This window comes from Archangium lansingense, assembly GCF_026626635.1.
GTDB lineage: Bacteria > Myxococcota > Myxococcia > Myxococcales > Myxococcaceae > Archangium > Archangium lansingense.
Map to the genome: position 1 here is coordinate 7,460,428 of NZ_JAPNKA010000001.1, position 13,604 is coordinate 7,474,031.

The 13,604-nt window shown below is 66.4% G+C and carries 6 protein-coding genes, 1 tRNA gene and 1 pseudogene; 3 read left to right on the top strand and 5 right to left on the bottom strand.

Translation table 11 applies throughout. The annotated features are described in order from the left end of the window. Positions 1–104 precede the first annotated feature (104 nt). The gene (locus OV287_RS29900; RefSeq protein WP_267537455.1) at positions 105–4,907 is read left to right on the top strand and encodes a choice-of-anchor D domain-containing protein; all 4,803 of its coding nucleotides are present in this window, start codon (positions 105–107) and stop codon (positions 4,905–4,907) included. 54 nt (positions 4,908–4,961) lie between these two features. Here OV287_RS29900 and OV287_RS29905 read toward each other — a convergent pair. The 5 genes and pseudogenes from OV287_RS29905 to OV287_RS29925 form a co-directional block, all read right to left on the bottom strand. Then, a tRNA-Arg gene (locus OV287_RS29905) sits at positions 4,962–5,047 on the bottom strand. Between the two features lie 87 nt (positions 5,048–5,134). Further along, the gene (locus OV287_RS29910) at positions 5,135–5,488 is read right to left on the bottom strand and encodes a transposase (RefSeq protein WP_267537456.1); all 354 of its coding nucleotides are present in this window, start codon (positions 5,486–5,488) and stop codon (positions 5,135–5,137) included. A 106-nt stretch (positions 5,489–5,594) separates the two neighbouring features. Further along, a complete protein-coding gene (locus OV287_RS29915; protein ID WP_267537457.1) occupies positions 5,595–8,525 on the bottom strand; it encodes an eCIS core domain-containing protein in 2,931 nt (976 codons plus the stop codon). Further along, a complete protein-coding gene (locus OV287_RS29920; protein WP_267537458.1) occupies positions 8,522–9,508 on the bottom strand; it encodes a hypothetical protein in 987 nt (328 codons plus the stop codon). The genes OV287_RS29915 and OV287_RS29920 overlap by 4 nt, the downstream gene beginning before the upstream one ends. A gap of 137 nt (positions 9,509–9,645) precedes the next feature. Continuing rightward, positions 9,646–10,816, bottom strand: a pseudogene (locus tag OV287_RS29925) (IS3 family transposase). Between the two features lie 458 nt (positions 10,817–11,274). Between OV287_RS29925 and OV287_RS29930 the strand changes: the two are divergent. Then, complete coding sequence (locus tag OV287_RS29930) at positions 11,275–12,060, top strand: hypothetical protein (RefSeq protein WP_267537459.1); 786 nt, start codon at positions 11,275–11,277, stop codon at positions 12,058–12,060. Positions 12,061–12,098: 38 nt separating this feature from the next. Beyond that, the gene (locus OV287_RS29935) at positions 12,099–13,601 is read left to right on the top strand and encodes a phage tail sheath family protein (RefSeq protein ID WP_267537460.1); all 1,503 of its coding nucleotides are present in this window, start codon (positions 12,099–12,101) and stop codon (positions 13,599–13,601) included. Positions 13,602–13,604: the final 3 nt, after the last annotated feature.

Consider the following 13,604-nt stretch of genomic DNA (forward strand, 5'->3'; position numbering starts at 1 on the left):
ACCTACTCGCGGCGGGCCTGTGCCTGCTGGCCTCTTGCAGTCCGCAGACTTCTCTCCCGGAGGCCGCGCCCAGCGAAGCCCCGGAGGAGCGCCCATCTGGAATCATGCCGCGCGCCCTGACGCCCGGCGTCGTCGCCAGCTCCCTCACCTGGAGCAGAGAAGAGCTCATCTTCGCTCCCCAGGACAGCTGCACGAGCCGTACGGAGCCGGTGACACTGTTCAACGGGACCGGCGCGAGCCGGACGATCTACTTCGCCTCCATCCAGAGCCCCTTCACGATCAAGGAGATCAAGAACGGGACCACGGTGGTTCAGCTGCCGGTCACCCTGCCGGCCAATGAAAGCCTCACCTTCACCCTGGAGCTCACGCCCAGGGACTTTGGCCCCGTCCAGGGCTCGCTCCTTCTGTTCAGCGATGACCCGATTCTGCCCAACCCCACCGTCTCCCTTTCGGGCGCTGGCACGGGGGCCTTTTTCAAGGTGGACGTGACCTCGCTCGCCTTCGGCAGCCAGACCCTGGGCTCGAGCACCTTCCGGGATGTACGGGTGAGCAATACCGGAGATGCGCCCCTCACCTTCAGCGGGCGCGCCCCCGCGCTGCCCTTCTCGGTGCAGCTGGCCTCCACCTCAGGTCCCCTGCCCGCGGAAATCGTCGTGGACGCGCAGAGTTTCAAGGATCTGAGGGTCTCCTTTCAGCCCACCTCCAGCGGCTCCTTCCAAGCGAATCTGCCCCTGCAACGATCCCTCCCCTGCTCGCAGATGTTCGTGATCTCGCTCGCGGGCACCGCTCAGACGGCACCGGTCCTCACCGCCACTCCCGCCACGCTCGACTTCGGCCCCCAGCGGGTTGGGGTGGACAGTCCGGAGCGCCAGGTCACCATCCGCAATGTCAGCACCTCGTCCCTGACGCTCAATCATTCCTCGATCTCGCCGAACTTCACGGTCGTCTCCTCGACGCCCACGCTGCCGCGCCTGGTGAGCCCCAATGAGGACGTGGTCATCAAGGTGAAGTTCAGTCCCGTGAATGACATTGCCTCCTCGGGCGCGCTCACCCTCTCGGCCAGTGGACAGGGAACGAACTTCGAGGTGCCTCTGCTAGGCGCCGGGACCAGGCCCCTCATCACGTTCGAACCGTCCGCGCTCGACCTTGGCAGCCAGCGCGCGGGCACCGCCAGCACGGCCATGAACGTCACGGTGAGGAACGGGCGGGCCTTCGAGATGAAGGGGCTGACCGCCTCGGTCTCCGGGCCATTCCTCATCTCTCCCTCCAGCTTCAATCTGCCCGCCAATGGGACCTTCCCCCTGCAGGTGGTCTTCTCTCCCCTGGCATCGAACTCAGGGCAGATGCTGGGCAGCGTCACCGTCTCCGGCATGTCCTCCGAGCCGGTGTTCTCCCTTCCACTCCAGGGAACGGCGGTACGCACGCAGCTGACCCTGAATCCCGGGACGGTCGATTTTGGCGATGTGGTCGTGGGCACGACCGCCTCGCGGCAGTTCACCCTCACCAATCCCAGCCCGCTGGACGTCACCCTCCACGATGTGCCGGTGCAGCCGCCCTTCTCCATCGTGCTACCCCAGACCCCCGCGGGCATGGTCATCCCAGCCAACGGCGGCCACCTGGCGCTCGAGGTGAGGTTCACGCCTGACGCACGGCAGTCCTCCCAACAGTCCGTCAATGTCTCGAGCAATTCCACCAGTCCCAGTCCGGTGCTGGCGCTCAGCGGCAAGGGCGTTGCCCCCATGCTGACCTTGTCCGTCACCAGCCTGGACTTCAGGAACAAGATCGTGGGGGGTGAGTACTCCAGCCCCGTGACCGTCACCAACTCTGGTGACTCGGAGGTGAAGTTGAGCACCTCCGTCGAATCGCCCTTCCGGGTGCAGGGACTTCCACCTTCGACGAGGCTGGCATCACAAGGCTCTGTCACCATTCAGGTCGTCTTCGCCCCTACCTCCCTGGCCTCCGTGGAGAAGAGCCTGAGGTTCCTGGATGAGGACAACGTGGAAATGGCTCGCATGCAGCTGACGGGAAGTGCCAACGGCCCGGTCCCCATCTTCTCTCCCGAGCTCGAGCTCGACCTTGGCTCGGTGCAGGTCGCGAAGGCTTGCAGCAAGACGGATACCAGCTTCAATCCAAACAAGCCTCAGCCGGTGTCCATCTCCAACAGCAGCAGCGCCACCAATCCCCTGAAGATTCAGGGCATCGCGACCAATCCGCCCTTCAGCGTCATCCTGCCCTCCGGTACTCCCTTCCCCACCCCGGGCAGTACGCTCAACCTGCAGCCTGGAGAGGTTCTCCTGCTGGATGTCTGCTTCGTGCCTACTCAGGAGACGCCCGCGAACAGCGAGGAAGAGGGAGGCCTGAGGATCTCCTATGAGGGAAACACCTCCGACAAGGTCATCAAGTTGGTGGGCCGGGGAGCGATGGCCAGTTTGACGTTGGACAGGACGGCCGTGGACTTCGGCGCCGTGCCGCTGGGTGGATTCCGAGAGGTGCCGCTCACCCTCAGAAACCCAGGCGAGCTGCCCGTGAGGCTCACCGAGGTCATCTCCACCAACCCCCTCTTCTCCTTCCGCGACGTGTCCTGGCCCAAGGAGCTCGATCCCCTGGATGAGGTCTATTTCTTCGCGAGCTTCCTTCCCGTCACCGACGGCAACTTCAGCGCCAGCCTTCAAATCAAGACGGAGAACGCGGGCACACTGACGCTCCCGATGGTGGGCACGGGGGCCTCGGCGAAAGCGGCCCTGTCCCTGAGCTCGCACAACTTCGGCAGCCTGCAGGTGGGAAACACCAGCACGCCGATCAGCGTCTACATCTCGAACGTGGGCACCGCTCCCCTGCTCTTCAACGGAGCGACGACGACGACAGGCGACTTCACCTTCGAGACCGAGCTGCCCAACGCGGGGTGGCCCGTGCAAATCGATCCGCAGGCCCAGCACGAGCTCAAGGTCTTCTTCAAGCCAAGACGGGCGGGCGTGTTGTCAGGCACCCTCTCCCTCACCAGCAATGCGCAGGCGGCTCCCCTGCAGGTGTCCCTGCAAGGCACGGGACTGGGGCTGGTGGAGATCCTGCCTGCTTCGCTCGACTTCGGGTCCGCCAATGTGGGCGATCCCGCCCGCGAGGGCCTTGTCACCATCGTGAACAGCACCGTCGATCCGGTGAACATCACCGGCATCACCACCAGCAATCCGGATGAGTTCGCGGTGGTCCCGACGCCCTTCCCCTCCAAGGTGCTGCAGGCCAATGAATTCCTGGCCATTCCGCTCCACTTCAAACCCAAGCACCTGGGCCAGCGCAGCGCGACGCTCAACATTCCCATGGGCGTGAGCTCGCGGCAGGTCGCGCTGACCGGAGTGGGCACCTCTCCCGAGCTGGAGTTGTTGCCCTCGGGGGTCATGGATTTTGGTGGGGTGAAGATCAACACGCCCTCGGCCGCTGACGCGGGCATCCTCACGCTCATCAACCGGGGAAGTAGCGCGTCGGGCTCCGACGCGGGTTACCCGGGCGTGATCACCTTGTCCAAGCTGGAGCTGTCTGGAGCCGACAGTGCGAACTTCGAGCTGGGACAGCTACCGCTGCCACAGGAACTGCAACCGGGCGCCCAGCTCCAAGTGCCGGTGACCTTCCGCCCCACGCAGCAAGGGGCGTTGACGGCCTCGCTGTTCCTGACGACAGGCCCCCTCTCCGGTGCGGATGGAGGGGTCGGTGGGCACGCGAGGACGGTGTCTCTGACGGGCATGGGTCTCTCCAGCGTGCTCGAGCTCTCGAACAGGGAGCTCAACTTCGGCATGCAGGTGGGCGGCCGCACGTCGGAGCCGAAGTCCTTCACGATCACCAACAAGGGCGGCAGGGCCATCACGCTGGTGATGGATGTGGAGGGAGAGCAGTTCTCTCACTTCACGATGCAGGTCACGGATGCCCGCACGGGCGCCCCCAAGAACCCACCCTACCTCCTGGAAGGAGGAAGCACCGCGAAGGTGAGCGTGAGGTTCACGCCGCTGGCGGGCGTCTCTTCCGATGCGCAGGTGAGGATCCGCAGCAATGACGGAGACGACGATTCCGTGCCCTTGAAAGGCCTGGGTATGTTCAGCGACCTCGAGGCAGATGTGGAGAACCTGGAGGTGGACTTCGGCACGGTCCTCGCGCCATCCGATCCGAAGAACGTCAGCCGCTTCCTGACCATCACCAACACGACCACGCAGGACGTCACCCTCAACGCACCTGTGCTGGAGGGGCCTGCTCCCAGCCACTTCGAGCTGCTCGAGCAATGGACGGCGGGGACGGTGCTGTCCGCCAACCAGCGCGCGACCTTGAAGCTGGGCTACCGGGCCCAGGAGGCGACCAACTCCGAGGCGACCCTGGTGGTGAGCACCACGAAGAGCACCAGTGATCAGGCCCTGCGGGTGAGCCTGACGGGCCGGGCGGTGACGAACTTCCTCTCGGTCACTCCGATGGACCTGGACTTCGGCTTCGTGGACATCGGGGGACAGAGCGATCCCACGGAGATCACCCTCACCAACGAGGCCAGGGTGGATCGCCTGGTGCGAGTGGAGAGCGCGAATCCGGCCTTCGAAGTGGAGGCCAGTGAGCTGACCAGCCCGCTAGAACCCGGAGAGAGCGCGACCCTCCGGGTGACGTTCCATCCAACGGAGGGGGGCACCTCTTCCGGCGAGCTGCGGCTGAGGCTGCAGGGCGAGGACTCCGCGGACATCGTCATCAAGCTGCGAGGCCAGGGCCGAACGCTCGAGATAGAGGGCGGCGCGTGCTCGTGCGGTGCGGGCGGAGGCAACGCCCTGCTGGGGCTGCTTGGTCTGGTGGCCTTGCGCGGCAGGCCCAGACCGCGCGTCAGGGGGGACGAACCTGGTACCAAACGGGTACCAAATCCGGCGAACGTTCCTGAACGCCGCTGAACGCCACCAGACAAAAAAATGCCCTGCTTCCGGGGACTTGGGAAGCAGGGCGAGTGGCCCCGGCTGGAATCGAACCAGCGGCCTGCGGTTTAGGAAACCGCCGTCCGCTGATTCTATCCCTTCCCCTGGCTTCCTCTGCCTTCCCATCCTGTTGGTTTTCTTCACGTTTCTGCCTCCCTACGATTCTGGCCGTTACCCGGCGTTACCCTCGTTTGCCCTGCTTTCTCTCAACGATGACTCAACGGTCTCAACACGTCGGCCACCACCTCGGCCCCCTTCTGTAGGTGCTCCGGCAGCGCGCGGGCGTACCGGTCGGCCGTCGTGCGGGGGTCCGCATGGCCCAGGACGAGCTGCGCCAAGCCTTGTGCGGGCATGGCCCCTCTTTTCTCCAGGAGGCGCAGCACCCGGTGGCGCACCACCCTCAGCAGGCGCTCCACCTCGTCTTGCGTGGGTGGCGGCAACGGCTCGAAGTGCACGCCGCCCTCCCTCTGCACGAAAGCACCGTCTGGCACCAGCGAGTGGAAGTGCGGCGTCACCTGCAAGGCCGGCTTGCGGCTGCTGGCCAGGGGGTCATGGTGCATGCCGGCGCCGAACACCGCCAACGGGAGCGCGGGCTACTCAGCCCACCAGCGCCTCCTCCGCTCCCTCTTCCTACTCACCCGAAACTGCGAAACTCGAACTTAGTCGTTATTTGTCTACGTCGAATTCAAAGCGCTGGTTCGTTCTGCCGTCGCTGAACTGGATCGGCTCGTCCCCCTGCTCCGATGTGATGACGCCCGACGGGATGGTGCAATCGTACTCGGCCCGCCAGGCCTCGCCCTCGTGCGGCTTGAGCGCCTTGACGAACGTCCCCGACACCGTGAACCGGTAGACGCGCTGGCCGCTGCTCGTATCGAGCGTCAGCTCGATGGTCCCGGTAAGGGTCTGCGGTGGCGACTTCTCCACTGTCGTGCGCCGCGGGAAGGTCATCTTCGGCATCACGTCGGTGAACTTCACCGCCGTCGCTGGTGGGCGCGTGGGGCCCGGGGTCGTGACTGTCGGAGGCCTCGTCGACGGGGGGGCGGTGGTCGGCGGCGTCGTGGTGGCGGTCCCCTCGGGCAGCTTCTTCTTCTCCTCCTCGGGCTTCTGCTCGTCGGCCTTCTTGAGCGCCTCCTCCATCGGCGCGATGAGGTCGCGGAGGATGTCGAAGTTCTCGGCCTTCTCGAGCGAGGAGATGAACGCGTCGACCAGCTCCGGGTGACGCGAGAGCGCCTCCTTGAGCGCGATGAGCCGCTGCAGCGCCTCGTCGGGCACCCGGACGCCCTTCTTCGCGAACACCGCCTCGGCGAGCTTCTTCATCCTCGGCTCGGCGTTCACCTCGGTGAGCAGCTTCTTGCGCTCCTCGCTCACCGGCTCCGGCGTCGCCGTCTTGTCCTTGTCGGCCGGCGCCTGTCCCTCCGGGATGTCGAGCGTGCCGCCCTCGCCCGCGCTCTTGCCGACGCTGGTGATCTTGACCTTCACGCCCTTGATGATGCGCTTCTTGCCTCCGCCTTCCGCCGGCTCGAGCATCGTCCCCTCCGGCAGGTCGATCTCGATCTGCGAATCGATGATCTCGACGTCTCCGGAGATGACGACATCATTGCCCCTCACGACGCCGTCCTGGCGGATGGTGATCGTCGTGTTCTTCATCTTGAGCTTGAGGTCGACGGTGACGACGTCGCCGTCGGAGGCCGGCTTGCCGGAGAGCTTGACGTTGTCGGTTTGGAGCTCGATTACGCCCTTGGCGCCAGGGATGCGATCCACGTCGACCTCGATGCGCGTGTCCCTGAGGATGCCCTCGACGGTCGGCTTCTCGCCCGACTCCGGCTGGTCGCCGAGCTGCGTGCTGCCCGAGAGGTCGACCTCGTCGCCGCTCAGGCCGACGCCGAGCTCCGCCCCGTGCGCGACGTTCTCCATGATGCCGAAGACCTCCGTCGCCGTGAGCACGAGCCCGATGTAGGGGATGGCGCGCGCGCCCTTCGACAGGGCCGTCTTCGCCGCCTTCTCTCCGAGCATCCGCGTGAGCCGCCTCTCGACCTTCTTCTCGATGCCCTTGCCGACGCGCCTACCGACGTCGTCGGCCTTGTCGATGACCTGCTCGTAGGCCTTCTTGCCGAACTTCGAGGCGTTCTGTGAGTTAAGCATCTTCGACGCCTCGCCGGCCCCGCGTCGCTTCATCTCCGCGAGGGCACGGTCGCGCACTGCCTCGAGCGCCTTCTTCTCGGCGGCGATCTTGGCCTTCTTGTACGCCAGGTGCGCTGCGTAGACGGCACTCGTGCCCAGGAGCGTCGTGATGACGACCTGGGTGCGATCGATGCCCTCCGATGGGATGGGGTCGCCCTCCTCGTACGGGTCGTAGTCGGGCGAGATCTCCTCGAGCCGCGGCTGCTTCTCGTCCCGCGCCTCCACGGTGGTCTCCGCTGCCTTCTCTTTCTCCTTTCTCTTCTCTTCCTCCTCGTCCTCGGGCGGGCAGCTGCGCTCACAGCGATAGCTCAGGCCGCCGGCGCCGTTGACCTGGAACAGGAGCCCCTTGCGCGCGGGACGCTTCTTCCTGCCACGCCCGCAGGTGCCAGACGCCCAATAGAACGCCGGGTAATCGGTGCCGGGCGAGCTCTCCGTGCTGGCGGTGAAGCTCACCGACGAGAACCCCTGGGTGAAGGCGTGCCCGAGGCGGTTCTGGATCGAGTTGTAGACGCACCACGCGGTAACCGTATCCGGGTCCTTGACGTCGACGCCGGCTGCCGCAAGTACCTTGAGCGCCGGCGCCGTACGGCACCGCTGCTGGCCGGCGTCGTCGGCAATCATGTAGCCGCCGCCGGGGGCGAGCTGTGATGAGACCGTCACCATCTGTGGCGCGAGCGCTTGCAACGCGGTGACGTAGCCCGTGGTCTCGTCGGTGGCGACCTTGCAGCCGCCAGTCGACTCGCCGCTGATGCCGTAACCGGTGGTGTTGCGCGACTTGATCTCGAGGACCTCCGCCTCAAGCGCGCTCCCCTCCTTGATCTTGAGTGCGTCCACCTTACCGAACTTCTTGCCCTTCTTCACCGGGTTGGGCGGGCTGTAGACTTGGCTGATCCAGCTGCCCGGGAAGTGGCGCTTCAAGCCGAGCTCGACAATGTAGCGGTCGAGCGCAATCAACTTGTCGGTGGCAACCTCGCGCAGCCCGGCGCAGCCCGAGCCTTCGGCCTTGTCGTGGCCGCACGCCTGGCGCTGGAGCCGCCATTCCGACGGCGGTCGAGCCTGTTGCTGCACCACGTGCGCCAGCTCGTGCGCGAGGAGCTGCCGGCCGGTGTCGGTGCCCGGTGCCCACTGGCCGGCGCCGAAGACGATGCTGCGCCCCAGCGTGAACGCGTTCGCCTCGGCGGCGCGCGCGGCGGCCGCTGCGGTGTCGTCGGCGAAGACGCGCACGTCGGCGAAGGAGTGGCCGAAGCGAGGCTCGAAGAAGTGGCGCGTCTCGTCGGGGAGCGGCTCGCCGCGCGTCGGCGCCCGCGTCTCGGCCGGTGTCGGCGTGGACGTCGATACCATCGTCGCCGATGACGACAGCGACGCCGCGGGCGCCTGCCCGCTCGCCTGCCGCGCGACGTGCTGGCTCGTGCTCATCGCTCCTCCTCGCCGCTCGAGCTGGAGGCTACCACCCGCAGCGTCACCGGCCCCTCGCCCCGCGGCAGCTCGATGCGCAGCCGCTCTTCCTCGCCATCGACGAGCACGGCGTGATGGTCGAGCGTGCCTCGGTACGCGAGCACGAGCCGCGTGTCGCCCATCCAGGTGCACAGGTTCGCCAACGCCTCGAGCGGCAGCTCCTCCTCGGGCGGCTCGCCGTAGTGCGTGATTCCGACCGGCTCGACGAGGGTGATGGGCGCGACGTCGGGCAGCTCGCGGACCTCGATGTCGAAGCTCACCAGCCCGAGCCACGTGTCGTAGGGGTCGAGCTCGTCGCGCAGGAACAGGTCGCCGCGCCCGATGCCCACGCGCGGCCACGCCCCCCGTCGCAGGTGGCCCACCAGCCGGTCCGCTTGCGCCGGCGACAGCTCCACCCGCGGCAGGAATGCGTCGGGCCCGAGCTCGGTGAGCACGGCGAGCGCCTCCGGGCCGACCGCCTTGTCTACGAGCGCTGGCGGGAGGTGGGAGCGCATGTGCCGCACGCGGCGGTCGACCTCGCGCGCCGCGCGGCGCAGCGTCGCGTCGAAGCGCCTCGTGCCGAGGTCCGCGACCTTTTTCTCCAGAATCAGCCACACGCGGTCGCCACCGCGATGGCGCAGCCGCGCCAGGAGGTTCTCGGCGGCGGCGATCGCCAGGTCGCGCCGCGGCAGGCGCCGCGCCGCCGCGTGGAGCAGCGCCACAGCGGCGAGCACCGTGCCGGGATAGAGCTCATAGAACGGGATGGAGACGTCGCCCCACGCGTCATCGAGGTGCCCCTCGAGCGGCTCCTCCGCGGTGTAGACGACGATTCGTTTGTCGTCGGTCGCCACGTACGCCCTCCGTATCAGTAGAGGCCTGCCGCGGACCTTCCAGGCGCCGTCCGGGTTGCGCATGAGCGAGGACTGCGCGGGTGGCTCGCCGCTCAATCTCTTCCGAATACTCATCTATACTCAGCTCGACTCGGCGTCCCGCCATCCTGAGCGCCGGTGGGAGTGCGGTGTCCGTGGCAGGACGGTGCGCAGCGGCAAGGCAGGAAGCGCAACGGAGGAGTGGGCTCGCCCCGGTTACGTGGACAGTAGGGTTATGCTGCCAACTTTTCCGGTAAGGCCGCAAGCTCAAAATCCACTGGACTCACGTAGCCCAGCGACGAGTGCCGCCTCTGGCGGTTGTAGAAGACCTCGATGTACTCGAAGAGAGCCAGCCGAGCCTGCTCGTGCGTAGCGAAGTCGGTGTTGTAGACGAGCTCCAACTTCAAGCTGCTGAAGAAGCTCTCCACCACGGCGTTGTCCCAGCAGTTGCCCTTGCGCGACATGCTGCATTGAATCCCGCGAGCGGCCAGCGCCTGCTGGTAGTCGGTGCTGGCGTACTGGCGGCCCCGGTCCGAGTGGTGCAACAGCCCCTGCGGTGGCTGGCGCCCCTTGAGCGCCATGTCGAGCGCGTTGAGCACCAGGTGCCTGTCGATGTTCTCGCTCATGGACCAGCCCACCACCTTGCGTGAGAAGAGATCCATGACGACGGCCAGGTAGAGCCAGCCCTGCCTCGTCCCCACGTAGGTTATGTCCGTGGCCCAGGTGCTATTGGGCTGGCCGGGGGAGAAGTCGCGCTCGAGGATGTTGGGGGCCACGGGCTGGTTGTTGCGTGAGTCCGTTGTCCGCACGAAGCGACGCCTCTTGCGAGCAACCAGGCCCTGGTTGTTCATGAGGCGGGCCACGCGCTTGCGGCTCACTCTCTGCCCGCGGGCGCGCAGCTCAGCATGCACGCGAGGGCTGCCGTACGTGCCGCGGCTCTCCTGGTGCACCGCCGTCACCACCTCGGCCAGGGCCCGGTCCGCCTTGTGCCGCTCGGACTCCGGGCGCTCCTTCCAGGCGTAGTAGCCCGAGCGCGACACGCCCAGCTGCTGGCACATGAAGTCCACCGGGAAATGGGCCTTCTCCGCTAAATGCACTCGAATTTCACTTCGAGGTCTCCTTCGCGAAGAAGGCCGCCGCTTTTTTTAGGAAGCCACGCTCCATCTCCAGATGGCGCACCTCCTTGCGCAGCCGGACCAGCTCCTCCCGCTCGGCCGTGGAGAGCGCACCTGCTGGGCTCTTGTCCTGGCTACCGTCGGCCTCGTTCACCCAGTTGCGCAGGGCCGACTCGGTGAGGTCGATGTCGTTGGCCACCTGGGGCAGGCTCTTGCTGCCCTCGCGCACCAGCCGGACTGCCTCGGCCTTGAACTCCGCGTTGAAACTCCGCCTCTTCCTTCGCTCCATGGACACTTCCTCCCGTGTAGCCGACTTATTGGGTGTGTCCACAAAACCGGGGCAGGCTCATCCAGCGCGGGCTCGGGCTCACGGACAAAGGTGACGCGGTAGCGCAGTGCCAGAGCCTCCCCGCCCGAGCGGAGCGGGAGCGTTCGAGCCGGTTGGCAGGCCCCCAACGCCAACAGCAACGAGAGCCATGCCAAAGTCATCCTCGAGGCCACAACCGACGCGCTTCGTGATTCGCCAAGAGACAAGGTCGGCCATTCAATCAAGGGTTGAGCTTCAAATTCCAAACACTCTACATGCCCATCCATCCAGGGCGTCGTCGCCAGTGATTGTCCAGAATACCGAACGAGCTCCCCAGCCTTTGACTTTTCTCCGGGTCTCTGTGTTATCACCTGCGGTGAACACAGCCATGCGCACCGCGAGGCTTGTTTCGCCGGGGGGCTTCGATGGGGATCGCTGTCTTGCACGCGCCTCTGACCTATCTCGACAAGGACGGTTCACAGCGTTCCATTGATCCATCCGGGCTCTCGTTCGAAGGGGCCGAGCTGGTCGTGGATCCCGTGAAGATTCCCATCGGCGAATTCGACTGGATGGAGAACTGGCTGAAATTCCTGGCCAGGACGGGTGTCGTCGTCGCCGCGCCCCCTGATACCCAGCCCGCCCGGCCGGCCATGGTGCTCCAGGCCCGGAATCCTGGCTCGGCTGGCAACGACATCGAAATCGAAATCACCTACGCCGATCCTCCCAATACCTTCACCCTGAAGGCCACCCAGACGGATGTGTATGAGGGGCTGACGCTCGAGACGCTCCCCGTGTTGCTCGGCACGGAGCTGAAAGCTGGCACCCGGCCAGGGCTGGTGCGCGTGAAGGGGACGCCGGTGGCCATGCCCAAGGCGCGGCCGGGCAAGCTCGTTGGAGCGGACGCCAACAGCCGGGGCTCCCTGGACGTGGCGGGCACCACGGGAACGGCCTTCACGCTCGAGGCGAGGGACACCGGCGCGGAAACCATCGACGTCGAGATCGACGAAGTGACGGAGCGGACCTTCACCCTCACGGCGAAGTGGACGAAGTCCGTGAGTGGCCTCCAGGCCAGCAACCTCGAGAAAGAGCTGGCGAAGTTCGGCCACGTGCTCACCGCCTCCAAGCCCACCGGCGGCTTCGCCCTTCCGCGCGCCGGCACGTTCCAGCTCAACGGAGGCAAGGACAGCACGTTCGCCTCGTTCGTTCCCGCCGCGCAACCCACCTGAGGAGTCCGCTGTTCCTCTCCCCTTCCTGAGGACACGCCATGCCGGTCACCACCAGCTATCCGGGCATCTACATCGAGGAGCTGCCCAACACGTCGCGGACCATCGCCGCCGCGCCCACGTCCAACACCGTCTTCATCGGCTACTCTCATCCGTACAAGACGAAGTCCGAGCACTTCGGCAAGGCGGTACAGATCTTCAGCTTCGCCGAGTACGAGCGCGAGTTCGGCGGCCTGTTCCGCAGCGCCCACCTCTTCTCGGACCTGCCCTACGCCGTCCAGAACTTCTTCCTCAACGGCGGCTCGGTGGCCTTCATCGTGGCGCTGAACCCCGACCTGCCCGAGGCCCGCGTGGACTTCGGTCCCGTTCGCTTCACGGCACTAGAGCCCGTGGATGACGTGACGCCGCTGCGGATCACCCTGGGCAACTTCCAGGACAGCAACACCCTCGCGGACCTCACCTTCACCTACCGGACGCGCACGGAGACCTTCCGCCGCGTGCCCATCGCCAACCTGGTGACCACGCTCGCGAACGGCTCGGCCCTGGTGCGGGCCTCGTTTCCGGGTGGCACCACGCCCACCGCCTACGCCACGGCCAAGAGGACGGACACGGTGAGCTACGCCAGCACCCCCAGCCCCGCCGCCGTCGATCCCCTGGACTTCACCCCGGTGTTCCAGGAGGACAGCTCGCTGGACAAGGTGGACGTCATCAACCTGATGACCCTGCCCGGCGTGTCCTCCTTCGGCGTCCTGAGCGAGGCCCTCGCCTTCTGCGAGCGCAAGCGGGCGTTCCTCATCATGGATCCTCCCGCGGAGGCCTCGGCGGATGGGACGGTGGGCGGGCCGGCCATCGTGAGTGGGTTCATCGACACGGGCGTCATCCCGCGCAGCAGCCCCAACGGCGCGCTGTACTTCCCCTATCTCGTGTCGCCGGATCCGCTGACGGGCCAGGCCGCCGCCTTCCCACCCAGCGGCTTCATCGCGGGCATCTACGCCCGGACGGACACCAACCGCGGCGTGTGGAAGGCCCCGGCGGGACTGGAGACCACCGTCAACAACGTGCTCGGCGTGGTGGAGACCGGGAGGATGACGGACATGCGCGCCGGCGTCCTCAACACCGCGGCCGTCAACGCGATACGCACCTTCCCGGCCTCGGGCACGGTCGTCTTCGGCGCGCGGACGCTGGTGGCCGCCAACACCGCCTTCCAGCAGTGGAAGTACGTGCCGGTGCGGCGCATGGCCCTCTTCATCGAGCAGACGCTCTACGCCAACCTCGGCTGGGTCGTCTTCGAGCCCAACGCCGATCCGCTCTGGGTGGCCATCCGCACCAGCATCGAGGCCTTCATGCTGTCGCTGTTCCGCCAGGGCGCCTTCTTCGGCACCACGCCGACCGAGGCCTTCCTGGTGAAGTGTGACGCCACCACCACCACCCAGACGGACATCGACAACGGCCGGGTCAACATCCTCGTCGGCTTCCGTCCGCTCAAGCCCGCCGAGTTCGTCATCATCCAGATCGCCCAGCTCGCCGGCCAGGCGCAGTCATAGGAG

Excerpts from the sequence above, each read along its gene's own strand:
- OV287_RS29935 (WP_267537460.1), top strand. The coding sequence starts at position 12,099 with ATGCCGGTCACCACCAGCTATCCGGGCATCTACATCGAGGAGCTGCCC.
- OV287_RS29915 (WP_267537457.1), bottom strand. The coding sequence starts at position 8,525 with ATGAGCACGAGCCAGCACGTCGCGCGGCAGGCGAGCGGGCAGGCGCCC.
- OV287_RS29910 (WP_267537456.1), bottom strand. The coding sequence starts at position 5,488 with ATGCACCATGACCCCCTGGCCAGCAGCCGCAAGCCGGCCTTGCAGGTG.
- OV287_RS29920 (WP_267537458.1), bottom strand. The coding sequence starts at position 9,508 with ATGAGTATTCGGAAGAGATTGAGCGGCGAGCCACCCGCGCAGTCCTCG.
- OV287_RS29900 (WP_267537455.1), top strand. The coding sequence starts at position 105 with ATGCCGCGCGCCCTGACGCCCGGCGTCGTCGCCAGCTCCCTCACCTGG.